General features: G+C 67.4%; 23 protein-coding genes, 1 tRNA gene and 7 pseudogenes. 18 read left to right on the forward strand and 13 right to left on the reverse strand.

The genetic code is table 11. The annotated features are described in order from the left end of the window. Positions 1-99 precede the first annotated feature (99 nt). A pseudogene (locus ACZ4UV_RS35375) lies at positions 100-312 on the forward strand (UTRA domain-containing protein); the annotation flags it as partial. 18 nt (positions 313-330) lie between these two features. On the opposite strand, the gene ACZ4UV_RS35380 reads toward ACZ4UV_RS35375, so the two are convergent. Beyond that, positions 331-696 (reverse strand): hypothetical protein, encoded by a 366-nt coding sequence (locus ACZ4UV_RS35380; protein WP_451021152.1) that lies wholly within the window; start codon positions 694-696, stop codon positions 331-333. 453 nt (positions 697-1,149) lie between these two features. On the opposite strand from ACZ4UV_RS35380, the gene ACZ4UV_RS35385 reads away from it, so the two are divergent. Together ACZ4UV_RS35385 and ACZ4UV_RS35390 are read left to right on the forward strand one after the other, a co-directional pair. Continuing rightward, entirely contained in the window at positions 1,150-1,881 is a 732-nt protein-coding gene (locus ACZ4UV_RS35385; RefSeq protein ID WP_451021151.1) for a ferritin-like domain-containing protein, read from the forward strand. 266 nt (positions 1,882-2,147) lie between these two features. Continuing rightward, positions 2,148-2,552 carry a DUF6416 domain-containing protein gene (locus tag ACZ4UV_RS35390; RefSeq protein ID WP_451021150.1) on the forward strand — a complete coding sequence of 135 codons (405 nt, stop codon included), beginning with the start codon at positions 2,148-2,150 and terminating at the stop codon, positions 2,550-2,552. Positions 2,553-2,836: 284 nt separating this feature from the next. On the opposite strand, the gene ACZ4UV_RS35395 is transcribed toward ACZ4UV_RS35390, so the two are convergent. The 3 genes from ACZ4UV_RS35395 to ACZ4UV_RS35405 form a co-directional block, all read right to left on the reverse strand. After that, a complete protein-coding gene (locus ACZ4UV_RS35395; RefSeq protein ID WP_467843892.1) occupies positions 2,837-3,496 on the reverse strand; it encodes an NADPH-dependent F420 reductase in 660 nt (219 codons plus the stop codon). Positions 3,497-3,574: 78 nt separating this feature from the next. Continuing rightward, positions 3,575-4,510: an SDR family oxidoreductase gene (locus tag ACZ4UV_RS35400; RefSeq protein ID WP_467843573.1), complete on the reverse strand. Its 936-nt coding sequence runs from the start codon at positions 4,508-4,510 to the stop codon at positions 3,575-3,577. 91 nt (positions 4,511-4,601) lie between these two features. After that, positions 4,602-5,234, reverse strand: coding sequence for an NADPH-dependent F420 reductase (locus tag ACZ4UV_RS35405; protein ID WP_467843576.1), 633 nt, complete (start codon positions 5,232-5,234; stop codon positions 4,602-4,604). A 180-nt stretch (positions 5,235-5,414) separates the two neighbouring features. On the opposite strand from ACZ4UV_RS35405, the gene ACZ4UV_RS35410 reads away from it, so the two are divergent. Further along, positions 5,415-6,326 carry a LysR family transcriptional regulator gene (locus tag ACZ4UV_RS35410; RefSeq protein ID WP_451021147.1) on the forward strand — a complete coding sequence of 304 codons (912 nt, stop codon included), beginning with the start codon at positions 5,415-5,417 and terminating at the stop codon, positions 6,324-6,326. Positions 6,327-7,069: 743 nt separating this feature from the next. On the opposite strand, the gene ACZ4UV_RS35415 is transcribed toward ACZ4UV_RS35410, so the two are convergent. Further along, the gene (locus tag ACZ4UV_RS35415) at positions 7,070-7,681 is read right to left on the reverse strand and encodes a TetR/AcrR family transcriptional regulator (protein ID WP_467843580.1); all 612 of its coding nucleotides are present in this window, start codon (positions 7,679-7,681) and stop codon (positions 7,070-7,072) included. 145 nt (positions 7,682-7,826) lie between these two features. Here ACZ4UV_RS35415 and ACZ4UV_RS35420 point away from each other — a divergent pair, with 145 nt between their 5' ends. The 3 genes and pseudogenes from ACZ4UV_RS35420 to ACZ4UV_RS35430 all read left to right on the forward strand — a co-directional run. Then, positions 7,827-8,561: an SDR family NAD(P)-dependent oxidoreductase gene (locus tag ACZ4UV_RS35420; RefSeq protein ID WP_451021606.1), complete on the forward strand. Its 735-nt coding sequence runs from the start codon at positions 7,827-7,829 to the stop codon at positions 8,559-8,561. A 33-nt stretch (positions 8,562-8,594) separates the two neighbouring features. Next, positions 8,595-9,218, forward strand: coding sequence for an NADPH-dependent F420 reductase (locus tag ACZ4UV_RS35425; RefSeq protein WP_451021607.1), 624 nt, complete (start codon positions 8,595-8,597; stop codon positions 9,216-9,218). 139 nt (positions 9,219-9,357) lie between these two features. Continuing rightward, a pseudogene (locus tag ACZ4UV_RS35430) lies at positions 9,358-9,465 on the forward strand (IS5/IS1182 family transposase); the annotation flags it as partial. A gap of 292 nt (positions 9,466-9,757) precedes the next feature. Here ACZ4UV_RS35430 and fmdA read toward each other — a convergent pair. The 3 genes from fmdA to ACZ4UV_RS35445 all read right to left on the reverse strand — a co-directional run bounded on the left by fmdA (position 9,758) and on the right by ACZ4UV_RS35445 (position 12,135). Continuing rightward, a complete protein-coding gene (gene fmdA / locus ACZ4UV_RS35435; protein ID WP_451021608.1) occupies positions 9,758-11,008 on the reverse strand; it encodes a formamidase in 1,251 nt (416 codons plus the stop codon). A 24-nt stretch (positions 11,009-11,032) separates the two neighbouring features. Continuing rightward, on the reverse strand, positions 11,033-11,671 hold the full coding sequence (locus ACZ4UV_RS35440) for an AmiS/UreI family transporter (protein WP_390048983.1): 639 nt from the start codon (positions 11,669-11,671) through the stop codon (positions 11,033-11,035). A gap of 191 nt (positions 11,672-11,862) precedes the next feature. Continuing rightward, positions 11,863-12,135, reverse strand: coding sequence for an FmdB family zinc ribbon protein (locus ACZ4UV_RS35445; RefSeq protein ID WP_390048981.1), 273 nt, complete (start codon positions 12,133-12,135; stop codon positions 11,863-11,865). Between the two features lie 365 nt (positions 12,136-12,500). Between ACZ4UV_RS35445 and ACZ4UV_RS35450 the strand changes: the two genes are divergently transcribed. The 4 genes and pseudogenes from ACZ4UV_RS35450 (at position 12,501) to ACZ4UV_RS35465 (ending at position 15,436) form a co-directional block, all read left to right on the forward strand. Further along, positions 12,501-13,664, forward strand: a complete 1,164-nt coding sequence (locus tag ACZ4UV_RS35450; protein WP_451021609.1) for an NAD-dependent formate dehydrogenase — start codon at positions 12,501-12,503, stop codon at positions 13,662-13,664. 223 nt (positions 13,665-13,887) lie between these two features. Then, a complete protein-coding gene (locus tag ACZ4UV_RS35455) occupies positions 13,888-14,310 on the forward strand; it encodes a hypothetical protein (RefSeq protein WP_467843895.1) in 423 nt (140 codons plus the stop codon). A gap of 218 nt (positions 14,311-14,528) precedes the next feature. Then, a pseudogene (locus ACZ4UV_RS35460) lies at positions 14,529-15,070 on the forward strand (transposase); the annotation flags it as partial. Between the two features lie 33 nt (positions 15,071-15,103). Then, the gene (locus ACZ4UV_RS35465; protein WP_451021614.1) at positions 15,104-15,436 is read left to right on the forward strand and encodes a transposase; all 333 of its coding nucleotides are present in this window, start codon (positions 15,104-15,106) and stop codon (positions 15,434-15,436) included. Positions 15,437-15,620: 184 nt separating this feature from the next. Here ACZ4UV_RS35465 and ACZ4UV_RS35470 read toward each other — a convergent pair whose 3' ends face one another. From ACZ4UV_RS35470 to ACZ4UV_RS35480, 3 genes and pseudogenes are all read right to left on the reverse strand, one after another. Beyond that, a complete protein-coding gene (locus ACZ4UV_RS35470) occupies positions 15,621-16,487 on the reverse strand; it encodes a peptidoglycan-binding domain-containing protein (protein WP_467843587.1) in 867 nt (288 codons plus the stop codon). Positions 16,488-16,649: 162 nt separating this feature from the next. Further along, positions 16,650-16,880, reverse strand: coding sequence for a hypothetical protein (locus ACZ4UV_RS35475; RefSeq protein ID WP_467843590.1), 231 nt, complete (start codon positions 16,878-16,880; stop codon positions 16,650-16,652). A 235-nt stretch (positions 16,881-17,115) separates the two neighbouring features. Continuing rightward, positions 17,116-18,216: pseudogene (locus ACZ4UV_RS35480) on the reverse strand (IS630 family transposase). Between the two features lie 4 nt (positions 18,217-18,220). Between ACZ4UV_RS35480 and ACZ4UV_RS35485 the strand changes: the two are divergent. From ACZ4UV_RS35485 to ACZ4UV_RS35515, 7 genes and pseudogenes are all read left to right on the forward strand, one after another. After that, positions 18,221-18,376, forward strand: coding sequence for a hypothetical protein (locus ACZ4UV_RS35485; protein WP_467843593.1), 156 nt, complete (start codon positions 18,221-18,223; stop codon positions 18,374-18,376). Between the two features lie 93 nt (positions 18,377-18,469). Beyond that, a complete protein-coding gene (locus ACZ4UV_RS35490; RefSeq protein ID WP_451021613.1) occupies positions 18,470-18,643 on the forward strand; it encodes a hypothetical protein in 174 nt (57 codons plus the stop codon). A 1,171-nt stretch (positions 18,644-19,814) separates the two neighbouring features. Beyond that, a pseudogene (locus tag ACZ4UV_RS35495) lies at positions 19,815-19,973 on the forward strand (IS110 family transposase); the annotation flags it as partial. A gap of 66 nt (positions 19,974-20,039) precedes the next feature. Continuing rightward, positions 20,040-20,288, forward strand: a complete 249-nt coding sequence (locus ACZ4UV_RS35500) for a SpdD protein (RefSeq protein ID WP_451022723.1) — start codon at positions 20,040-20,042, stop codon at positions 20,286-20,288. A 353-nt stretch (positions 20,289-20,641) separates the two neighbouring features. After that, positions 20,642-21,724 (forward strand): annotated as a pseudogene (locus ACZ4UV_RS35505) (replication initiator). Continuing rightward, on the forward strand, positions 21,717-21,899 hold the full coding sequence (locus ACZ4UV_RS35510; protein WP_467843596.1) for a helix-turn-helix domain-containing protein: 183 nt from the start codon (positions 21,717-21,719) through the stop codon (positions 21,897-21,899). The pseudogene ACZ4UV_RS35505 and the gene ACZ4UV_RS35510 overlap by 8 nt, the downstream one beginning before the upstream one ends. Beyond that, a pseudogene (locus ACZ4UV_RS35515) lies at positions 21,863-22,096 on the forward strand (hypothetical protein); the annotation flags it as partial. The gene ACZ4UV_RS35510 and the pseudogene ACZ4UV_RS35515, both read left to right, overlap by 37 nt. A gap of 68 nt (positions 22,097-22,164) precedes the next feature. Here the strand turns inward: ACZ4UV_RS35515 and ACZ4UV_RS35520 are convergent. Beyond that, a tRNA-Arg gene (locus ACZ4UV_RS35520) sits at positions 22,165-22,240 on the reverse strand. Positions 22,241-22,320: 80 nt separating this feature from the next. Continuing rightward, positions 22,321-23,193 (reverse strand): LmeA family phospholipid-binding protein, encoded by an 873-nt coding sequence (locus ACZ4UV_RS35525; protein WP_451020538.1) that lies wholly within the window; start codon positions 23,191-23,193, stop codon positions 22,321-22,323. Positions 23,194-23,199: the final 6 nt, after the last annotated feature.

Below are 23,199 nucleotides of genomic sequence, written 5' to 3' on the forward strand. Positions count from 1 at the left end.
GGAAAATCAGGCCTGCCGGTCGAGCCCCGCCGCAGGCACCACGATGGATAGCGGGAGCGTACTGCGTTCACGCCAACTTGGCTGATTGTCCACCTGTGCGACACCCTGGGGCACACCGCGGACCGCCTTGACCAGTTCGAGGAGGAGATCCGCGCCCGGATGCCCTCGCCCTCCGAGGTCAAGACCCTCCACCTCGCGGCCGGCATGCCCGTGATCCACCTGATCCGGACCGCCTTCGACACCGACGGGCGGGCGGTCGAGGTGTGCGACACGGTCATGGCGGCGGACGCCTACGTGCGGTCGGCGACCTGATCGCACGTTGGGCGGACGCTAGTCGGTGGGCTGATCCGTGGCCTCAACCACCGGGGCGGCGAACATGGCGCCGATGTTGTTCCACGTGAAGCCGTCTCGCCAGTCCGGTTCGTCGGCCGCCCAGTCGAGGAGGGCCTCACGGGCCTTGTCCTGGGAGACGGTCAGGGTTTGGTAGTGCTCTGCGGCGACACCGTCCCGGTACTCCAGTTGGTAGGTGTTGTTGTCGCGGTACAGCACCTGGATGTACCAGTCGCCTTCGCGGTCCTCATCCTGCCGTTCAAGGATCAGGTGGTCGCCCTGTCCCAGGTTCGCGAGCATCGTGCCTATCGCCGTCTTGGAGGGGCGCTTCACCGCGTGCCCCTGAGCGTTCGTCGCAATCAGCATGGGCAGAGCATGGCGCAAGGGTCTGACAGCGGTGGTTCTCGGGGAGCCTCCGTGGCCGTCCTGCTTGGGGCGTGTGATCCTCCCTCTGAGGTAGGGGGATCGCCGTGAGCCCGAAAGGGCGGACCGATACGGCCTGACCAAGGCCCGTCAGGGCATCGCCCCGGATGCCCCCGGCGAGGAGACCACCTCCGGCAGACGGGGTCTGCCCGACACTCAACGCCCCACCCTCATCGCCCCCGTTCATCGACGAGGCGGCCGCACTCTTCCTCACCGCCATGGACGTGTACACGCACGTCGCGCAGGCCACCCAGCGCGAAGCCATGAGCCACATGGACCCGCTGCGCAGGAACAGGAAGGAGCTGTGGGCGCCTGGCAGCCGTGGAACGGTTTGGTGTCCGCCTGCGTCGTCCCTCTCCGGGGCACGGTGGCCGTGTTCCGGGGAGGGGAGACCGGGTGCATACGGGCGGCTTCGCCAAGTGGACAAGGCGGTTCGAGGACGAGCGCGAGCGCAGGCGTGCCCAGGGTGATCCGGACTGGGGGCAGAACGCGACGCTGCATCCGGCAGTGTGGGCCAGCATCCAGCGATTCCAGGTCGGCGAGGACGGTGACGGCGCCAACCTCGTCAGCAAGGCGGACCAGGCCGGCGACGCCGACTACGGGCAGGCCGTCCGGCTCTTCATCGCCGAGGAACAGAACCACGCCCGTCTGCTTGCTCGGCTGCTGGCCGCGGGAGGCATGCCGACGTTGACCGGGCACTGGAGCGACACGGTCTTCGTACGGCTGCGGCGTCTCATGGGCCTGCGCCTGGAATTGCTGGTGCTGATGATCGCGGAAGTAGTGGCACTGCGTTACTACCGGGCGCTGCGCGATGGCACCGGCGATGCGCTCACTTCGGAGGTGGCGGGGCGGATCCTGTCCGACGAGGAGCGTCACGTGCCGTTCCACTGCGAGCGGCTGTACGCCTCCATGGTGGAGCTGCCCCACGCCGTGCGCCGCCCGGTGATGACCCTGTGGCGACTTCTTCTGCTCGCGGTCTCTCTCGTCGTCGCCGCCGACCACGGTCCGGCACTCCGCCGACTCGACCTGGGGCGCCTGCGATTCGTCGGCGATGTCATGGCCTCGTCCCATGCGGTGGTCTCCGCGGTGCTGGTGCCCCGCCCCGATGCATGGACAAGCGCGGGCTGAAAGAGACAACCCACCGAGTCCTACGACCTTTTCAGGAGCAAGGCGAGGGCGACCACAGGTGTGACCTGCGGACTCCCTGTCCGGGCCGGAGTCCGGCACGTTCACCCCTGCGGACCCCGGTTCCACCCGGCCGTGGCCGCCCCGCGTCTGACTCGCACTCTGCCCGGGGGGCTGTCGTCGTGTTCAGCCGTGAAGGGGCGCGCAGAGTCCCAACGTGCCTTTGTAGACAGGCAGAATGGTGCGCCCAAGACGGCCTGGAGGCATAGGTGACGGTGTATCTGGCTGAAGCTGATCCGCGTTGGGCTGAGCACTCCGGTGAAGAGGGGCACTACGGTGCCCCGGAATGGGGGCCGGAGGACCTGGAGCGCGCTGCGACGTTCCTGGCCGAACTCGCGCCGCAGGCCCGGCAGGTATTCGAGTACTTGGTGCGCAACCCTGGCCGGATGATCCACTGCACAGAACTGGTGGACAAGGTTCTGGCAGGGCCGCGCGAGGGCGATCCCGCTCGCGTCGTGGCAGGTGTGCTGTCGGGAATGAGCAAGGCACACAGCAACAGTGGGCGGCGCTACCCGTTCTACTGGTGGGAGGCCCGTGAAGGCAGCGCAGGAGCAACGTACGCGGCCCGGCCCTCCGTGGCGGCGGTGTTCCTGGCCTCTCAACTCGGGCAGTGACAGCGGGCAGCGGAGCCCCGCGAGCGCGGGCTGTCAGTCGTCATCCTCGTCGTCCGGTTCGGGCTCCCGGATGAAGGCCAGGTCAAGGACGTAGCGTTCGTCGGCGGGACACCCGTACACGCCCGCGAGGGGCAGGGTCATCTCGCCGGCCGGCCCCAGGGTCAGCTGGTTGACGACGAGGATGCCGGTCTCGGACTCGACCAGCAGGTCCGTGCCAGGTGCCGGGCGGCTGGTGTCGCATACCAGCGGGTGCAGCCGCGCGACTGGCGGGCACGGCCGGACGGTTACCGCGTTGCGGTGGCCAGTGCCGCGCGGATGGCGTCCTCGCCGACCGGCTGGCCCTTCTCGTTCGAGTACGGCCCGTACGGTGTTCCCCACACCGGCGTGCCCGTCGCCTGCCGCCAGCTGTCGGCCAGCATTCCCGCGTCTACCACGCTGTAGCCGATGGAGTCGATGAATTCGGTCACCGCCGCCTTCGCCGGTGCGGAGTCCCCGGCGATCGGCAGGTAGGAGCGGTCGGCCGCCCCTACCGGGCGGGCGAGTGACAGCAGGTGCTTGAAGAAGATGTTGTTGAACGCCTTTACGAGCAGGGCGTCCGGGACGTACCGCAGAAGCAGCTCGCTTGAGGTGAGGGACTTGCTGTCGAGCTCGGGGACGTGCCCGTCACGCTCGGGGCCGTAGTTGCAGGTGTCGATGACCGTCTTCCCGGCCAGTGGCGCGGCGGGCATGTGGGGGAAGGCGCTGACCGGCACCGTGACCACGACGATGTCACCGGCCGCCGCGGCCTCTTCGCTCGTCGCCGCGGACGCCCGCGGCCCCAGTTCCTCGGCCGTCTCCACGAGCGTTTCGGGACCGCGCGAGTTGCTGAGCACCACCTGGTGCCCGGCCCCGACAGCGAGTCGCGCGAGGGTCCTGCCGATGCTTCCGCTTCCGATGAGTCCCACAGTCGTCATAATCTCAACGTCCTTCCAAGGAACGGAACGTGCCGGTTGCCGGGCTCGTTACGATCCGGGTTCCCGCCGTCAGCCGGCGGGGAAGTAATGGCCGTTGTCCATGTCGGCGAGCAGGCCGGGCCGGGCCGGTTCCCAGCCGAGGGTCCGGCGGGTGACGAGGCTGGACGCCGGGTAGCTCTGCGTGACGATATTCGTGAGGAACCCGAAGTACCCCGGCGTCATCAGGGCATCGTTGGGAACGCTCACGGCGGGCAGGCCCAGGCGGCTGGCGATGGCCTCGGCGATGTCGTGGAACGGGATGCCCCCGTCCGCGACCGCGTGCCAGTATTTGCCGGCCGGCCCCTTCTCCAGTGCCAGGCGGAACAAGGTGGCGGCATCGCGGATGTGCACGGCGTTCCACAGGTTCGCGCCGTCGGCGGGGTAGCCGGCGAACCCCTTTTCCTTCGCGAGCGCGATCAGCGTGGGGAGGAAGCCGGCACGATCGGTCGTGCTGTGCGCGATGTTGGCGATCCGCACAACCGAAGACCGCACCCCCTGCTCGGCGAGGTCGACAACGGCCCTTTCCACGACGTTGCGGACCCGCAGGGTGCCCTTGTGCTCCTCGCCGGCGGGGAGGGCCGGGTCCTCCTCGGTGGCCGGCCGCTCCAGGTTCCCGGGCGAGCCTATGCTTCCCGCCGTGACCAGCGGTTTTCCGGTTCCCGCGAGTGCCTCGCCGTACGCGAGCATGATTGGGAGCTCCGCGGCGGCCACGGCGTCGAGCCCGCCGGAGGGCAGCAGATCCTGCCTGTGGGCGACGTGGATGACGCCGTCGGAGTCCGCGGCTGCCTCCTTGAGCCCGTCGAGATCCTGGAGGTCGCCGCGACGCACCTTCGCGCCGAGCGCGGACAGGGCCGCCGCGGAAGCGTCCGACCGGGCCAGGCCGGTGACCTCGTGCCCGGCGGCGATGAGCTCGGGGATGATGTACGAACCGGAATGGCCGGTCCCTCCAGCGACGAATACGCGCATTTGACTGTCCTTGTGAGGGTAGGTGCAGGGTCTTTTCGTGCCGCAGGTGAACTGGCGTAATGCGGCACGAGAGGTAGTGGTAGGGGTGCGCTCAACCGAGAAGGGAAATGCCGAGGGAGAAATTGGCGTGCTTGACGGAGTGGTTCATGAGGCCCAGCTCCAGCAGGCCGACGTTCTCCAATGCCCGCGCCATGAACAGTTCCCCGGTGTCCCAGGGGCGCAGCCCCAGGCTCTCGACGAACGCCGCCACGCGTGCCTTCGCCTGCGCGTCGTCGCCGGCGATGAACACGTCCAGAGGGCGGTCCTGGGCCGGGCCGGCCGCCAGAACGTGGGAGAACACAGCGTTGAAAGCCTTGACGACATGCGCGTCGTCGGGAGCCGCCTTGGCGATCTCCTGTGCGCCGGAACTGTCCTGGGGGACGACGAAGCCCTGCAGGTCGGGGGCCACGGGGTTGGTGATGTCGACGATGATCCTGCCGCGCAGCGCGTCCCCGTACTCCCTCACCACCGCCGTCGCGCCGGCGTACGGCGCGGCGAGGATCACGATGTCCCCGGTCGGGGCGGCCCCGGCCGTCCCGACCGGGGCGCCGCCGAGCGTGGCGGCCAATTCCTTGGCCTTGGCCTGGTCGCGGCCGATGATCTCGACGGCGTTACCGCCGGCGAGCGCCCGGCCGGCCAGAGCCCGGGCCATGTTTCCCAGTCTGATAATACTGATGCTGCTCACCGGTGTTCCTGCTTTCCGGGCTTTGGTCCTGCCGTCACATTCGGTGTCGAATTCTTGTGTCGAATTCACTTCGACGCTCTTGAGTGCCTGTTTTTCATGCTGCCATCGGGTCTGAGTGGGTGTCCAAGACCTTTTGAAGTTGTGGTGATACCCTGGAGGTATCACCGGGCTGGGGGTTTTATGGATCTGGATCTGCGCAAACTGCGTTACTTCGTCACCGTGGCCGACCGACTGCATTTCGGCCGCGCCGCCGATGAGCTTCACATCGCACAGCCGGTGCTCAGCCGGCAGATCCGCGCGCTCGAGCAGGATCTCGGCGCCTCGCTGTTCACCAGGGATCGCCACGGCGTGGAGCTGACAGATGCGGGCCGGCAACTGCTGGCCGACGCCGGTCCGCTGCTGGCCTCAACCCACGCGGTCCGCCGCCGGGTGTCCGCGGCCGCCAGCGGCAAGCGGCGGCTGATGGTCGGTTTCCGGGCCGGTATTGCGGTCACCCCGGCGGCCCGTGCGTTTGAGGACCGGCATCCGGACGTGGTCGTGGACGTGCAGCGGATCGAAGGGGACGACCAGGCTGCGATGCTGCTCGACGGCCGCGTCGACGTCGGCTATGTGCGGCTGCCCATCGACGAGGCCGGACTGCGCGTCACCCCGCTGTACACCGAGCCGCGGGTAGCGGTACTGCCCGCCGGACACCGGCTTGCCGGCGAAGAGGAGGTCACCGAGGCCGACCTGGCCGGTGAACCGCTGGTCTGGCACGGTGACCCGAGCACGCAGCCCACCAAGCGCCCGCTTCGCAATGCCGGGTACCCCGTGCGCGGGGTGGACGAGACACTCGAGCATGTCGCGGCCGGACGGGGCATCTCCTTCCTGGCCCGTTCGGCGTCCGTGTTCTACTCGCATCCGGACGTCGTCTATGTGCCCATCCCGGATCTGGCGCCCGACCAGGTGTGCCTCGCGGTGGCGGCATCGCACACCTCGCCGGTAGTGGATGACTTCGTCACTGCGGCTCAGTCGACGGCCCAGATCACGGCAGAATGTGGGAACTATGAGATGTGGCAGCTTGGCGGCGATGTCGTCTCAAGGCACGCTTGAGTAGTTCGATTGCCCCCCGTACATCATGCGCTGGCGAGTGCAAGGGCCTGACGGAGTGGTGCTGTTGCGGCTGACCTCTGAGCCGGCTCCGCTTTTCGGCCAGCAGTTGCCTGAGGGGCCCCGAAGCACCTGAGACCGGCTGGAAGTACGTGCCGCGGACACGGCTCAAGTCGGCTGATCGCCGGCGGTCTGCCGTTCGTGGTGTCGGGAGTCGGCCCGTTCGTGGTGTCGGGAGTCGGCCCGTGGGATCCAGAACCTGACGGCGGGTTTCAGCCGGACGTGCCGGCTGCCCGCCTGTTGGCCTTCGTTTCGGGTTGGCGTGGCCCGGATGGGCCGCTCACTGATGATCAGCGTGAATAGTTCAGCCGGCTCGGTCCAGAAGTCAACGCCGTGCCGCCCCGCGAGGAGAGCGCCGCGGCGGAGTGGATGAGCGGGCCGGCAAGTCTCAACCTCCCAGCTGTGTACGAGTTCTTCATGCACCACCGCACACGGACTTATGCGATCAGCCGTCTGTTCGAACAGGCGGCGCGTCAGCGCCCTGGGCCGGGGAGACGGCCTCGAACTCCTGAAGCCTTCGGGGGCGCCGGTCTCCCCGGCGGCTTCTGCTGCAATCTTCAGCAGGCGGGCGGCCAGTTCCGTAAAAGCCGGCGGGTCCGGGCCGGCTGCCGGGCGGCTGGTGTCGCGTGCCGGCGGGTGCAGCCGCGCGACCGGCAGCGCGTACGGCCCGGCCGCGGAGTGCCGCGTCAGCTTGGCACTTCCTCCCGTCGCTGGTCGTCGCCGGCTGTGGCGGGGATGGCGTTGTCGATGAGGACGGCGGCGATGGCGGCGGCGGTGGGGAAGGCGTCGGCGTTGAGGACCCGGGTGCGGGCCGCGGCGCCGTCGATGAGCAGCGCGAGCTGTTCGCCGAGCTGTTCAGGGTCGGCGGCACCGGCTTCGCGGGCGGTGTCGGCGAGCCGCGCGGCGACGGCTTTCTTGTAGTCGCGCGCGTACTGGGATGCGGGGTGCTCGGGGTCGTTCAGTTCCACGGCGGCGCCGATGTAGGGGCACAGGGGGGTGGTGGGGGGGATGTCGAAGGCGGCGAGGAGCCGTTCGCGGGGCGTGAGGTCGGTGCGGTCGAACACGCCGGACAGCACGGAGGGGTCGAACCGGCGCAGGTACTCGGCGACGAGTTCGTCCTTGCCGGTGAAGTGCTGGTAGGCCGTGCGCTTGGACACCTCGGCCGCCGCGCAGAGCTGGTCCATGCCGGTGCGGTTGATGCCCTGCTCGCGGAACAGCTGCTGGGACGCGCTGAGGATGCGCTCGCGGGCGCCCCGGCCGCGGCGGCGGCCCGTGGGGCCCTTCTCCAACTCCGTCATGGGTCCATGGTAACCGAGCTGGGTAACGACCGGTGTACATAGTTTGCGTTCCCGCCCGCCCGCCCCGTAACGTAAGCACACAGGGCGGTGTACATAACGCCGTCACCCCAGGTGCACACGGCACCACCGACCCAAGGGAATGGCTATGGGAAAGCTCGACGGCAAGGTCGCGGTCATCACCGGCGGCACCACCGGCATGGCGCTGGCCGGCGCGAAGCTGTTCGTCGACGAGGGAGCGCACGTCTTCATCACCGGCCGCCGCCAGGACGCCCTGGACGAGGCCGTGAAGCAGATCGGCCGTAACGTCACCGGCGTCCAGGGCGACGCCGCCGACCTGGACGACCTGGACCGCCTGTACGACACCGTCAAGCGGGAGAAGGGCAGCCTCGACGTACTGTGGGCCAGCGCAGGCGGCGGCGAGCCCGCCCCGCTCGGCGAGATCACCGAGGCCCAGTTCGACACCTGGTTCGGGCTCAACGCCCGCGGCACCCTGTTCACCGTCCAGAAGGCCCTCCCGCTCCTCAACGACGGCGGCTCCATCCTCATGACCGGCTCCAACGCCTCCCTCGGCGCCTTCCCCGGCTGGAGCGTCTACGCCGGCAGCAAGGCCGTCCAGCAGGCATGGGCCCGCGTCTGGCTCAACGAGCTCAAGGACCGCCGCATCCGCGTCAACGTCCTGACCCCCGGCCAGGTCGCCACCGCCAAGCAGGAAGAACTCTTCGACGAGGCCACCAAGCGCCAGTTCGAGTCCCTCATCCCCCGCGGCCAGATGGGCCGCCCCGACGAAATCGCCACCGCCGCCCTCTTCCTCGCCTCCGACGACTCCAGCTACGTCAACGGCATGGAACTCGTCGCCGACGGCGGCACCACCGCCCTCTGAACCGGACAGCACACAACCAGGGCAGGACATCTCATGAGCAACATCAGCATCATCGGCACCGGCAACATGGCCCGCACCATCGGCGCGCGGGCGATAGCGGGCGGCAACACCGTCGAGGTCATGGGCCGTGATCGGTCCAAGGCCGCTGACCTTGCCAGGGTTCTCGGCGGCGGCACCACGACGGGTGAATGGGGCACCGCCCCGGCCGGGGACATCGTCATCGTGGCCCTGTTGTACGACGGTGTCGTGCCGACGGTCGCCCGGTACGGAGACGCCCTCGCGGGCAAGGTCATCGTCGACATCAGCAACCCCTTCAACTCCACGTTCGACGGGCTGGCCCACCGCGAGGAGACCTCGATCGCGCAGGAGGTCGCCAAGGCGGCCCCGGCCGGCGCCGGCGTGGTGAAGGCGTTCAACACCGTCTTCCGGCAGGTCCTGGAGAAGGGTCGGCCCGACGTCTTCATCGCCGGCGACAGCGCGCAGGCCAAGGCACGTGTGGAGGCGTTCATCGAGAGCCTCGGGATGCGCCCGCTGGACGTCGGCGGCCTGAAAATGGCGCACTGGCTGGAAGGAGCGGGCGTGGTCACGGTGGGCCTCGCCAACCACGGTGTGGGGAACCTGGACTTCGCCCTCGGCGTCACCGAACTTCCCGTCTGAGCAAGCGATTGACGGAGCCCTTCGGAGCGGCTATCGATCGGGGGCGGAGCCGGCGTGAGGGCGGGGTGCGCAACGGACAGGGCTCCCGTGCCGTTGAGGGAGGTGTTCGACGCCTCAACTCGCGGGCGCGGGAGCCTCGTTGGTTCCACATCCTGCCGCACTCGACCTTCCGCATGCGCTGGTCGAGTGGGTCACCATGCTCATCGTCACCCGTGAGGGCGACCGCAGCTGCAAGCTCCCGCCGCACGCAGGCGTCAATCGCCCGAGCCGTCCTCACCCTGGAACGGCACCGCTGAAAATGCTCACTCATGACGGGCCGAGCAGCGGCGGGTGGTGTACCGAACGTCCCCTCGTACGGACGAAGAGCCCGGCTTGGAGCGGTCGGCCGGCGGGCGAGAACGACGAGTTCATCTGCTCCCCGGACACGAGGCCGCACACGCCCGTCACACGGGAACTCGGCGAGTGGCTGCTGGACCGGCTGCCCGGCCGATGCTCCGCGACCCGTGCGCCGGGACCGCGGAGCCGCAGCCGGGATCGGGTCAGGCGGTGGCCACCGCGCACCGGCCTCGCTCGGCCTTCGCCGGTCCGGCGGCGCTGGGACGGACCTCGAAGTCGAACATGGCGGTAGGCACGTACAACGAGCAGCAGGCATTGGGGATGTCGACGATGCCGCTGATACGTCCCTCTATGGGGGAGGAGCCGAGCAGCAGGTAGGCCTGCTCTCCGCTGTAGCCGAACCTCTTGAAGTACTCGACGGCGTTGAGGCAGGCCCGGCGGTAGGCCAGCGTCGCGTCGAGGTAGTAGTTCGTGTCCGTGTCGTGGTCGACGGAGACCCCGATGAAGGTGAGGTACTCCGTGTACCTCGGCTCGACGTTGCCTGGAATGAACACGGGGTTGGTGGAGATGCCGTACGTCTCCATGCCGCCCTTGATCAGGTCGACGTGGAGGTCGACGAAGCCGCCCATCTCGATCGCACCGCAGAAGGTGATCTCTCCGTCGCCCTGGCTGAAGTGCAGGTCGCCTCCGGAGAGCTTGGCGTCCTTGACGTGCACGGGGAAGAAGACCCGCGAACCACGCGTGAAGTTCTTGATGTCCTGGTTGCCTCCGTTCTCGCGGGCCGGCACCGTGCGCGCGCCTTCCGCGGCGATGCGCTTGGCGAGGTCTCCGGTGGCCGTGCCCGCCAGTGCGTTGGTGGTGTCCGGCGGTACGGCGAGGGGCGGTACCCGGTTGGGGTCGGTGTCGATCAGCGCCTGCTCGCGAGCGTTCCAGCGGGCGAGCATCTCGGCGGACGGGGCGGTTCCGAACAGCCCGGGATGGGTGATCCCGGTGAAGCGGATCCCGGGAAGGTGGCGGGAGGTGGCCTGCTGTCCGTGGAAGTCCCATATCGCCTTGTAGGCGTCCGGGAAGTAGTCGGTCAGGAAGCCTCCGCCGTTGGCCTTGGCGAAGATGCCGGTGTAGCCCCAGCCCTGTCCCGCCGCGTCCCCGGTCTGCTGCGGCACGGGACCGAGGTCGAGGAGGTCGACGACGAGCAGGTCGCCGGGTTCGGCGCCCTCCACCCCTATCGGGCCGCTGAGCATGTGGGGGATGGTCAGGTCGATGTCGCGTACGTCGTTGGCGGTGTCGTTGTTGCCGACCTGGCAGTCGGTCCAGTCGCGGCACTCCATGCGGAACTCCGCTCCCGGCTTCACCATGGCGACGGTGGGGACGTCCGGGTGCCACCTGTTGTGGCCGGGCACGGCCTGGTCACGCATCGACTTGCTGTGGTCCACGCTGAAGAGAATTTCAGGCATGAGAACTCCTAGATTCTGGTCCGGTCACGTCGGCGCGCCCGCACCTCCGACCCGCGGAGCCGCGGAAGTCGGCCGGGGTGTTCTGTGGGTGCGCGGCCACAGCCCCGCGAACACCACGACGCCGAAGACCGCCAGTGCGATGGCGATCTCGGTGGGGTGCTTCCAGTACCCGGAAAGCAGCAGCCCGGCGGGGATCACACCGGTGACCCAGCCTTCGATCGCCGTGACCCAGCCGGTATAGATCTTGAGGTCGTCCTTCTTGAGGCCGAGCAGCAGGAAGAACAGGAACCACAAGTAGGCCCAGTAGAGCCAGATGACCCCGAAGGGGTAATCCTTCAAGAGCCGGAAATTGACGAACGAATACCCCAGGGCGACTATTGCCACAAACAGCGAGTAGTAGCCGACGCCGGTGCTGTCGAGATCGGCGAGCAGGCTGACACCTACATAGAGGTAGGTGAACCCGAAGAGGTAGATGCCGGATGCCGTCAGGATCTTCAAGGGGTCGTCGTTGGCGGTGAAGATGAGGTAAGTAGGCGTCAGTACCTGCAGTGCGCCTATGAAAAGGTTGAACACCGCTCCGGCTCGGGTATCGACCTTTCCGAGCAGTAGCAGTCCGTTCATGAAGAGCACCGCACCGACGAAGAGCAGTCCCACGTTTCCCACGGGGACGCACCTCCTCAGTTCGCGTGAGGAGTCGAATCGCGTGGTGCCGGAACCGCCGATGAGCTGCCGAGGACACGGCGCGGCTCCCGGCCCGCGTTGCGTGACTCCGCATTCCGCACACCGCTACGGGAACGACGTCGTGTTCCGATGCCGGACCCGCATGAGACGTTCTGCCTTGCTGACCACCGCCTTCAGGGACGCGGCAGCCGCGAGAGTGCGGGGTGCGGGCGCACCCTTCCGCGTGGCGGCGGTTCAGGGACCACTGCCGGGGCCTCACGCGCCTGCTCCTCCCGGACACGGAGGGCGGCGACCGCTTTCGAGGTCAGCGTGAGTCCGGGCGAGGAGTACACACGTCTCGCAGCGCCTGCACAGACAGGGCAGCCGTATGTCCTGGGCGCCGTCCCGATCGCCAACCTCACGTCGAACGGCCCGCATCGGCTGCACAGATATTCGTAGGCCGCCATCAGCAGCCTCCGGATGCCGGTGGACGCTGACAAACCCGAGTGCGTGCGCGCACCCGCGACGAGCGCACGCCGCAGCACATTTCCTACCTCCAAGGAGACGTCTCGTGAATCCCGGTGTCAAGTACCGGACGACCGGGCATGGGCCTTTTCGCGGGGACCTCATAGCGACGTACGGCAGGGTGATCACCGTACCCACCGGCCGTACAAGGCCGAGGAAGAGGCTCCCGAACTCCCGTCATGGGCCTCGTCGAATGAGCCACGTCGCTGTCCGCCGGAACGCCTCCCCGTTATTCCGGGGCATTGCAGTGGCGACGCGCACTCGACTAAAATTCAAGATCATCGGTGTTTCGCCGATGGAGGACGTCATGGCAAAAATCATTGCGGTGCTCTATCCGGATCCCGTGGGCGGTTATCCTCCCGACTACGCCCGCGACGAGATTCCCGTCATCAGCGGCTATCCGGGCGGTCAGACCGCACCGACCCCGCAGGCCGTCGATTTCACCCCGGGGCACCTCCTCGGCTGCGTCTCAGGGGAACTGGGACTGCGCCGGTTCCTGGAGGACCGGGGGCACACCCTTGTCGTCACGAGCGACAAAGAAGGGGAGGACTCCACCCTGGACCGCGAGCTTCCCGACGCCGACGTGGTCATCTCGCAGCCGTTCTGGCCCGCCTATCTCACCGCCGAACGCATCGCCGCGGCTCCCCGGCTCAGGCTCGCGATCACCGCGGGGATCGGGTCGGACCACGTCGACCTGACGAGCGCCATCGCCCACGGCATGACCGTGGCCGAGGTGACGTTCAGCAACAGCATCAGTGTGTCGGAGCACGCCGTGATGCAGATTCTCACCCTGGTGCACAACTACATGCCGGCTCACGAGTGGGTGACCGCCAGGAAGGGCTGGAACATCGCCGACAGCGTCTCGCGCGCCTACGACCTCGAAGGCATGGACGTCGGTGTCCTCGGCTCCGGCCGCATCGGCCAGGCGGTGCTGCGCCGCCTCAAGCCGTTCGACGTCAGGCTGCACTACTTCGACGTGCGCCGGCTGGCCAAGGAGGTCGAGGAGGAACTGGAGCTGACCTGGCACCCCGACGCCCGTTCGCTGGCCTCCTCGGTCGACGTGCTCTCGATCCACACCCCGCTGCATCCGCAGACGCAGAACCTCTTCGACGCCGAGCTGATCGGGGCCATGCGGCGCGGCTCGTACATCGTCAACACCGCACGGGCGCTCATCGTCGACCGGGACGCCGTGGTGCGGGCTCTCGACAGCGGCCGGCTGGCCGGTTACGCCGGGGACGTCTGGTATCCGCAGCCACCACCGCCCGACCACCCGTGGCGCACCATGCCCCACGAGGCGATGACGCCGCACGTGTCCGGGTCGACCCTCTCGGCGCAGGCACGCTACGCGGCCGGTACGCGGGAGATCCTGGAGTGCTGGCTCGACGGTCGCCCCATCCGCCCGGAGTATCTGATCGTCGAAGGGGGTGCGCTCGCGGGGACGGGGGCGAGTTCCTACACGGTCGCCGGATGACTGACACGGGCGAGCGACGTCCGGCGGACAAGAAAAAACTGCAGATTGAATAGAAGATCCACCACCCGGCTGTGAGCCGATTCACTCACGATTCACTGGACGGGCCCGGGTGAAACCCTTAGCGTCCGTAAATATATTGCTTTTCATTATGCGGAGACAGTGGCACCGCGCCTAATCTCTCATGAGAAAGCCAGGCGAACGCCGGGAAGGTGGATCAGTGAGCATGGACGCAGTGTGGGTCCGGGGTGTGACCGGCATCCAGATGCACCACGTGACCGACCTTCAGGACGCCGGCAGGTTTCTTGGCAACGCGGCGATGGCACTGCGGGCCGCGCACGTGAGAACCGGCGCCGACCGGTACTCCGGGATCGCCGCCGAGCTCAAGGCTCTGGTGGAGCGAGTGCGTGAGCTGGAGGACCAGGCACGGTCGAGCATGCACGAGCTGCACGCCACCGACCCCGAACGGTTCGTCCGCTGCCGGGACGGCCACGAGCCGTGGCCCGGCGAGATCCCGGCAGGATTCATCCCGCGCCACACCTGCAAGGACGAGTGCCTTTACCACGACCGCCAGGTCCTCGACGCCATCATGCAGTGCACCTGCGGGCGACCGCCCTGCCGTGCCTGCGAGATCGGCGGGAAGCTCTGACGAGCCCCGGCGCTTCCCTGGCACTTCCCTGACCGAACCGGATCGGGACACGCACCGGGGCCCTGGCCTCCGCGTTTCGCTTGCGGTGGCGTCCGGATTTTGAGCGGAAACGCGAAAGTGCCTTCTGAGCTGGGATGATGAGGCTTGTCTAGGGCTTCTGTCACCACAGCAGGAAGGCACTTTCTGCGTGCACTACCGGGTCGCGTCCCAAGCTCGTTGTGTCAGCCGACGGTCGCGGGGTGGTCAGTCATGCCGGGTCCCGGCTGCTGGCCGATCTCGCCGATGCCACTGGCCTGACCACGGCCTTCACGAGCGCGCTGCGCCATCTGCGACCGCGCGGCACCGGTCACGCTCCCGGCCGGATCGCCGTGGACTTGGCGGTGATGCCGGCCGACGGCGGGGAGGCGATCACCGACCTGGCCCTGCTGCGGGACCAGGTCGAGGTGTTCGGCCCGGTCGCGTCCGATCTCACCGCATGGCGACTGCTGGCGGGCATCGATCCGGCCGCACTCGGCGGTCTGCGCGCGGCCCGTGCCACCGCGCGCGAGGTCGCCTGGCTGCAAGCCGGCGAGAGGCGGGAGGCAATACCGGCCTCCGCGCAGGCGGCCGCGAACTGCCAGGTCTGGACCTGGACATCGACGCCACCCTGGTCACCTGCCACTCCGAGAAGGAGCACGCGGCGCCGACCTACAAACACGGCTTCGGCTACCACCCGCTGCTGCTGTGCTTCCTCGACAACACCGGCGAGGCCCTGGCCGGCCGTCGCGGCGGCCGGGTCAATATCGCCGGTGCGGTGTGCTTCAAGTCCGGCCACCGGCCACGGATGTTCTTCAAGCTGCACGTCCACCGCGGCCGCAAGGGTGAGCCGAAGACCTTCGCCTGGGGTGACTACCGGGACTTCATCCGCATGGTGCACCTGCAGCTCGGCACCCCCGTGGTGTGGGTCTGGGACAACCTCAGCGTGCACCTGCAGCAGGAACTCTTCGACTTCGAGGCGGAGCACAAGGACTGGCTGGTCATCTTCCACCTCCCGCCGTACGCACCGGAAATCAACCCGCAGGAGTCATCTGGAGCCTGCTCAAACGGGCCCTGGCCGACTTCGCCGCCGCCGACCTCGCACACCTGACCCGCGTCATCAAACGGAAGCTGAAGAAGATCCAGTACCGGCCGCACCTGATCACAGGCTGCCTGCCGCCCACCGGCCTGGACCTTCACGGCCTACTGTAAAATCGAAGACCCCGGAAAGCACCACATCACCACGCGCCCGACCAGACATACAACAAGTCTGAGCGAATTAACGATTCAGGACACTAACAGCCATTCCGCTGGAGGCAATCAACGACGTCTGCCTGCGCCGCGACGATCTGCTCCAGAAGACGGGCGAGTTGGAACTGCAACTGTTTCATCGCGTCGGGGTCATTGTCATTGGCAGGCATCCTGTCCAGCAGTTCGTTGATCTTCTGCTGCAGGTCCTTGACCTTGTTGATCTCGTTCGCACATAGCTCGGCACATCGCGTGCCGCCAATAACACCCTCGATGGCGTCGACTATTTCTTGAACGGCATCACGGATCTTCTGCGACAACAATCGCATGCGATCCTTGAGACCCTTCAGCGTCTCCCTGGCTGCTCGCTGCCAGATCGGGTTAGAGGTGATGATGATGAGCAACGCCAGGATGAAGATCAGAACAATGATCAAGGGAACCACTTGCACCGCCCCGAGCAGGGTCAAGCGGATGCGGTCGACCGGGGCGATGAGGTTCGGAACCGGGTTGACAAAGCGACTGGCGCCTGTAACGCGTTCAGCGGGAGCAAGTGCGGAGAAATCGCTGCGAATGTCATCGAAAACGGCAGCCACGTGGCTTGGCGTCCCAGGAGGCGTCGGCGCAGCCAGAATGGGGAAGCCCTGCTCCTGTGCGATCGTCGCGTAGAGACTGCTGCCGACTTCATCTAGCCGGGTGAAGGTCGGCCCTGTCGGGTCAATCCTGCCATCGACCGGGAGACCGGGATTCTGCTGCTGGAAGCCCGAGATTGCCGCGATGGTCTTGGGGCCGACCAGCCCGTCAACGTCAAGCGGAACGTGCCCTGCCGCGATCTGCAGATCGCTGAGCAGACGCTGGACCGCCATGACGTCGTCTGGACGGTTGTCACCGCCTTGTCCGACGGATCCACTGATCACAGCGACCTCCCGAGTGCGGGATGCAAGGAATTCCATTGTTGGCCGCGAAAGACCACTGGCTCGTACCTATCCGCTATCAAGATCCCGCCAGCACCGCGTCACGTCGACACGAGTTGGCGACCTTCCTTCGGGCCCAGGGAGTGGCCGGGCTCGCGACCTCCATCATTCGGGCTGCCATTGGCCAAGCGTGTCGCGCGCCGCGGCGACATCACCAGCGGCCAGTGCAGTTATTACGTCTCGTACCTCAGGCGGAATGCCGTGCCGGATGAACTCGTCGAGGAACCGCGGCAACGCACTTGGATCGAGACTGAAGTAGCTCATCGCTATCAGGGCGCACGCGAGCACCATGCCCAAGGCGTAGAAATCATCCTCAGGCGCGAGCGTTTCACGCATGTCGCGGGCCGGGTGCTTGAATCCTGACGTGGCCCACATTGCCGCGAACCGCTTCTGTTCAGAATAGCAAGGGCACGAGATCTCCTACGCCTGAGGTATATCGCACTGCGAAGTACCTACCAAACTCATTCTGCACTTACCCCACATCATTCGCATCTGGGGGGACGGCATCCCAACTCGGTCCTGTCTGAACCCCGTGTGCGCATCTCGGTGGAAGTTCTCAGGGCGGCTTTACTCAGGGTGAACTCGTGGAGTCCGGTGATCCGGTCGCGCCGTAGTCCATGATCAGGCCGGTCGGCGGGAGACAGCCGTCGATCAGGTGAGGCCGGTACTGGATCTTCTTCAGCTTCCGCCTGATCACACGGGTCAGGTGGGCGAGGTCGGCGGCGGCGAAGTCGGCCAGGTGCCGCTTGAGGAGCGACCAGATCCCCTCGGCCGGGTTCAACTCCGGAGCGTAGGAGGGCATCTGCAAGATGCGTAACCAGTCCTTGTGCTCCTCGGCGAAGTCGGCCAGCTCCTTGACCAGGTGCACGTTGAGATTGTCCCAGCACCACACCAACGGGATACCGAGCTGCACGTGGGTCATGACGATCAGGTCGCGGTACTGGCGCCAGGAGAACGCCTTCGGCTCGCCCCGGCGGCCGTGCCAGATGTGCAGCTTGAAGAAGAAACGCGGCCGGTGCCCGGCGCGGTGGCAGACCACCCCGGCGACGTTGACCCGTCCGCGGTTGCGGCCGCGCACCCGCACTACCGGCCGGGCTCCGCGCGGGGCCCAGGTGCGGCCCTTCGGCGGCCTCAGCCCCTGACCGGTCTCGTCCTCGAAGCAGATGTGGGCGCCCAGGTGGGCCGCGGTTCTTTTACCTGCGGCCGCATCTCCGTCTTCCACACCTCGATGGCCTCCTCATCGCGCTCCAGGGCCCGCCGCACGGGGACCTGGGCACTCCAGCCATGCCGGCGCAGCAGCTTCCACACACCCTGGAGGGTGTAGCCGACGTGGAACATTCGCCCGATCAGCAGCTTGACCCGCTTCAGCGTCCAGCCCTGGAACTCGTCGTCGAAGCCGTGCGCGAGCGGACCACGCCGTAACTCCCGTTCCAGCCGCTCCCACTGCGCAGGGCTCAGCCGTTCCACCGAGGCCGGCCCTGCCGAGCGCAACGCGTCCGCGCCGCCCTGCTCCCAAGCCCGCCGCCAGCGCCGCACCGACCGCGACGTCACCCGAAGCTCCCTCGCGACGGCCTCGGCCTTCATCCCCCGAGCGAACCGCTCGGCCGCCTGAAGCCGCACCCGCTCCCGCTTCTTCCCTGGGCGTCAGCCCGCCCCCATGCGCGTACCGCATGACGATGTCGTACCGCAACGATCAAGAGCCGTCACGGCTCGACGGACTCCACGAGTTCAACCTGAGTAAGTGCCGCCGCGACGAAGGCGTCGAGGTGATCATTCAGGCGGAAGCGGAACTGGGACCCAAATCGACGGGCGTCTCCCCGCCGGGCCTGTGAGACCCCGGCCGTCCGTTACCAACACATCCACAGAGGTTTTTCCCCTTTGTTCCGATGGGCACATAGTCAGTGAGACCCCACGGAGGTACCGAGATGAGCGCCGGAGAACGGGCCAAGGCAAAGGCCGAACAGATCGTCGGAAAGACCGTGCGGAAGGCGGCCCACGCGGCGCACAAAGAAACCCTCGCAGCAAAAGGCGCCGCTCTCGAAACACGGGGCAAGATGCGGGGCGCGAAAGAGCAGGCCAGGGGCTCCTTCAAGCGCTGAGCGCGCTACCCGTCCCCGGGACGACCGAAGGCCCAGGGAGAGGAAAACAACCTCTCACCTGGTCCTTCGCCGTTCAGAGCGGGCGGCGGGAATCGAACTCGCGTAGCTAAGGGCTGTCCCGTAATCCCCGGCGGGCGCACGACGACAGCTACGGCACCTCGCAGCGTTGTCGGGCTCGCCCGAATACGCCCAGTATGAGGACGACCCTCCGCCTTGCGATGCACCGCATCTGACGCCGCGCGCTGATCCACCAGGGATTACGGGACAGCCCTTAGTTCGGAAGATCGCGTAACCGGATCTGGGCCGACCTGGTGAGACGCTGACCTCGGCGTTCCCGGGTCGTTAGCCGACGTTCCCCGTTGGTCCCCGCCTAGTGCTGCTCGATCGGGCACGTAAGGGGCACGTGTGGCCCTCTCCCGCCCTTCTAGGGTGAGTCAGACCCGGCCCCGGGCCTAGTTGGCGGTCACGCGGCCGTGTGGGACTGCCTCGCTGATGCTGTGCTGACTGCGGAGCCGGAAACGAGGACCGCCGACAGTGCGATCAAGTTGGTCAGAACGTCTTGGACCTGCGTGGCGGGAAGATAGATGACCACGATGATGACGAGAACAGTGGCCCAGTCGCGAGGGCGGGTGATTGACAGTGGGTTGGTTGGGGTCACACTCATAGCAGTACCTCCTGGGTGCTCGCCTACCGATTGCTGCTCTCGCCGGGAAGCCTGTGCAGCAGTCGGTGGGCTTTTGCGTTAGTCCACTGTGATGTGGGTCTCCCCGGTGTGACAACGGTCGATAAGCGTGACCTAACCCAAAGCCGGTGCACGGGGGGCGCACGGAACGTGTGGTTCCGGCTGCTGCTTCCCGTGCGGGCGGCGGAGTCTCAATGATCGAGTCAAGCCGACGGGGTGCCGTTCATCGGTTGAGAACGGCGCCCCGTCCGGCGCTTGCCTTAGGTTGCCCATCCATGCGAACTACGGGCGGGGAGGTCGCTGAGGTCTCCTGGGCCGGTCAGCCGGTTGCGTAGACCCGGTGGCGGTCGGCCGTGGTCACAGTGGTTGCTGTACTTCGCTGCTGTACAGCCGATGATTCAGCTAACTGGATCTTCAGTTTCGCTGCGTGGATCTTCGCTGGGTTCCGACTGCGGGTTCCAACCAGCACTGTTGATCCTTCTGGTGACCCACTACCGCAGGCGGCGCGACGACCACGGAGACTGGCATGCCGCCGCACAGCGCAACCTTTTCAACCGCATGATCGGCCAGCTCTACCACTGCCTCCAGAACCACACACTGTTCGATGAGAGTACGGCCTTCCCCACCGAACTCCCGGTCGCCGCTTGACCTGCTAATCGCCTGAGGCGTCTATGCGGTCAGAGGACTAGACGAGTAGATAGGGAGATCCTGGTCGTGTTCCTGCCCAAGTACCCCGACAGCCCCACCCCGCCGCCCGCACACGCCCACACCCCGACCGACCCGGCCCCCGCCCGGCGTTCCGCGCTTCCGGCCGTCTCCGTCAGCACCGGCGCCGTCGTCGCCGTGCTCACGGGCGGTGTGGTCCTCACCGCGCTCCTGGCCGCCGTCGCCGTGTCGGTCATCACCGTGGCCGTCGCCGCCGTGGTCCTGCGCTCCCTGCTGCGCGACCACAACCGGCGCTGATCCACACCGACCCCTGGGGCGGCCGCGACACCGCCAAGCATCCGGCCGCCCCGGGGCCCGTCACTCCTGACCGAGCCAGCCAGAAGGAGCCAGCCATCTTCACCCGCACCACCCCGCTCCCGCTCCGCGAACTCATCAACCTCGCCGCAGGCGGCACCCTGCCCGGTATCCTCCGCCAACTCTCCGGCCTCGGCGGCTGCACGAACCCCATGCGCCTCGACGGCCAACGCACCGAATACGACCTCGACACCACGACGGGCGAGATCGGCCGCATCCTCCAGCACCTCGACTCCACCGGCCTGCCCGCCGACTAACTCATCGTCCGCTGCAACAACCGCCGCACCACCCGCTGCGTGGCCTGCGCCGAGGTCTACCGCCGCGGCACCTTCCACCTGATCACCGCCGGACTCCGGGGCGGCAAGGGCACCCCGGGACACGTCGCCACCCACCCTCGCGTCTTCGCCACCTTCACCACACCCGGCTTCGGCCCCGTCCACAACCGCCGCACCGACAAACGCCCCTGCCGCTGCGGCACCCATCACGACCAGACGACGACGCCCTCGGCACTCCGCTCGACCCGGATACATACGACTACGACGCGGCCGTGCTCTGGAACGCCCACGCTGGTGCCCTCTGGCGGCGCTTCTCGATCTATCTCCGCCGGGAGGTCGCCAAGCGCGCGGGCCTGTCACAGCGCCGCCTCCGCGACCACGCCCGCGTCTCCTTCGCCAAGGTCGCCGAGTACCAGAAGCGCGGTGCCGTCCACTTTCACGCGGTCATCCGCCTCGGCGGCCCCGCTGGCGGCGACTCCCCGCCCCCACCGTGGCACCGCCGAACTCCTCAACGACGCCATCCAAGCCGCCACCTCCAAGGTCCGGGTCGAGGGCCCGACCCTCGACGGCCGCACCCACACCTTCACCTTCGGTGGCCAACTCGACATCCGCACCATCCGATCCGCCGACTTCAACGACGGCCAGGAGCTGACCGAAAGGGCCGTTGCTTCGTACATCGCGAAGTACGCCACCAAGGGTGCCGAGACCGCCACGGGAGCTCTCGACCGGCCGCTGAAGTTCGCCGCCGAACTCGTCCAACTCGACCTCAGCGACCACGCCCGCCGCCTCATCCGAACTACCTGGACCCTCGGCGCCCGCAAGGACCTCGAACACCTCCGCCTGCGGGCCTGGGCCCACATGCTCGGCTTCCGCGGCCACTTCTCCACCAAATCCCGCCGCTACTCCACCACCCTCGGCGCCCTTCGCGACGCCCGCGCCGAGTGGCACCGTGCACAAGCAGTAGCCGCCAATCCTCAGCCGGACACGACGTACGTCCTCGCCCACTGGGTCTTCGCCGGCACCGGCCTCAGTGCCACCGAGACCTGGCTCGCCGCATCCCTCGAACCCGCCCCCGGAACGGAAGGAGAGCCCACACATGGCTGACGAAGAGCTGCTGACGGTCCCGGACGTCATGGCCCGGCTGAAGCTCGGCCGCTCCACGGTCTACGACCTGATCCGCTCCCGGCGCCTGCCGTCGCTCACCATCGGCCGGTGCCGCCGCATCCCGGCGCGAGCGGTTCGCGCCTACATCACCAACGAACTGGAGGCGGCCGCCTGATGGCCCAGCAGCGCAAGCGCAACCCGAACGGCGCCGGCACCATCGCGCCCCGCGTCGTGATGGAGATCCTCGGGCACTCCCAGATCAGCATCACCATGGACGTGTACACGCACGTCGTGCAGGACACCCAGCGGGAAGCCATGAGCCACATGGACCGGCTGCTGAGGAACAGGAAGAAGCGGCCCAGTCGCGGCTGACCGCCCCCGTTGATGTCAAAAGTAGATGTCAAAGGCCCCGGACCATGATCGGTCCGGGGCCTTTTGCCTGGTGCCCCCGGCAGGATTCGAACCTGCGACACCCGCTTTAGGAGAGCGGTGCTCTATCCCCTGAGCTACGAAGGCGGGGTGTGACCGTCATCGACGGCGGTCCATGACAGCCTAGCGGATCAGCGAACCGCGGTGGGGTGAGCCGGGTGCTCGCCTCATGTGGGCAGGCGGGATGAGTTGTCCTCTGTTGTTGTGTTCTGCGTGGTGTCGGCGGCGTGGAACGTGACCGATGTGCCCGAGAAGTGGGCGGTGAGGCCGTTCTCCGTGGCGGTGACGGAGCGCAGGTGCAGGCCGTCGGGGATGTTCTGGAGCTGGATCGGCTGGTCGAAGGCCTTGTCAAGGATGGTTTCCGCGGCCCCGGACAGGAGGCCGCCTGTGAGCTTGAAGTTTCTGAAGGCGATGCGGTTGTCAGAGGTTGCGGAGAAGGTGGTCGTCGTGGTGACGCTGTTGCCGAGGGGGAGGGCGATGGTCGCCTTGAGCTGGTCGGGTCGGCTGCCCTGGGAGATCTCCAGGCCGAGGGCGTGGGAGATGTCCGTATAGGTGAGGTGGGCGGTCGCCCGGGCCGAGCGGGCCTGGGCCTGTCGGTCGTCGTCGGACTTCGTCAATCCCGCAAGGTGCAGGGAGAGTTCGCTGACCGGCAGAAGGCTGGTCGTGTCGTCGGCGGGGATGTCGTGGGCGGTGATGTCCACGTCCCGCAGGGTGCCGGCCGCGATCTGGGTCAGGACCGGGAAGCCGTGCACGTGGACCTCTGGTGGCAGGGGGGTGTGCATGCCCTGCTGGAAGGCCTTGGCCGCGCGTGACTCCACCTGTGCGGCCATGAAGCGGTCGATGGCGACCGGGACCAGGACGAGGAGGAGCAGGGCGGCGGCGACGGCGATGACAACCGGGCGTCCTCGGTTCTTGTCGCGGGGGGTGGCGGGCGGCTCGTACGCGGTGCGCATCTCGTAGGGCTCATACGGCTCATACGGCTCATACGGCTCGTAGGGCTGGTACGGCTGGTACGGCTCGTACGGGTGGGGCTGTTGCATCGCGGT

The sequence above is a fragment of the Streptomyces sp. NPDC028289 genome (assembly GCF_055565975.1).

Coding starts and splice junctions, on each gene's coding strand:
- ACZ4UV_RS35380 (WP_451021152.1), bottom strand. CDS start 696: ATGCTGATTGCGACGAACGCTCAGGGGCACGCGGTGAAGCGCCCCTCC.
- ACZ4UV_RS35400 (WP_467843573.1), bottom strand. CDS start 4,510: ATGCGCGTATTCGTCGCTGGAGGGACCGGCCATTCCGGTTCGTACATC.
- ACZ4UV_RS35410 (WP_451021147.1), top strand. CDS start 5,415: ATGGATCTGGATCTGCGCAAACTGCGTTACTTCGTCACCGTGGCCGAC.
- ACZ4UV_RS35415 (WP_467843580.1), bottom strand. CDS start 7,681: ATGACGGAGTTGGAGAAGGGCCCCACGGGCCGCCGCCGCGGCCGGGGC.
- ACZ4UV_RS35420 (WP_451021606.1), top strand. CDS start 7,827: ATGGGAAAGCTCGACGGCAAGGTCGCGGTCATCACCGGCGGCACCACC.
- ACZ4UV_RS35425 (WP_451021607.1), top strand. CDS start 8,595: ATGAGCAACATCAGCATCATCGGCACCGGCAACATGGCCCGCACCATC.
- fmdA (WP_451021608.1), bottom strand. CDS start 11,008: ATGCCTGAAATTCTCTTCAGCGTGGACCACAGCAAGTCGATGCGTGAC.
- ACZ4UV_RS35445 (WP_390048981.1), bottom strand. CDS start 12,135: ATGGCGGCCTACGAATATCTGTGCAGCCGATGCGGGCCGTTCGACGTG.
- ACZ4UV_RS35450 (WP_451021609.1), top strand. CDS start 12,501: ATGGCAAAAATCATTGCGGTGCTCTATCCGGATCCCGTGGGCGGTTAT.
- ACZ4UV_RS35455 (WP_467843895.1), top strand. CDS start 13,888: ATGGACGCAGTGTGGGTCCGGGGTGTGACCGGCATCCAGATGCACCAC.
- ACZ4UV_RS35475 (WP_467843590.1), bottom strand. CDS start 16,880: ATGCGTGAAACGCTCGCGCCTGAGGATGATTTCTACGCCTTGGGCATG.
- ACZ4UV_RS35485 (WP_467843593.1), top strand. CDS start 18,221: ATGTCGTACCGCAACGATCAAGAGCCGTCACGGCTCGACGGACTCCAC.
- ACZ4UV_RS35490 (WP_451021613.1), top strand. CDS start 18,470: ATGAGCGCCGGAGAACGGGCCAAGGCAAAGGCCGAACAGATCGTCGGA.
- ACZ4UV_RS35510 (WP_467843596.1), top strand. CDS start 21,717: ATGGCTGACGAAGAGCTGCTGACGGTCCCGGACGTCATGGCCCGGCTG.
- ACZ4UV_RS35525 (WP_451020538.1), bottom strand. CDS start 23,193: ATGCAACAGCCCCACCCGTACGAGCCGTACCAGCCGTACCAGCCCTAC.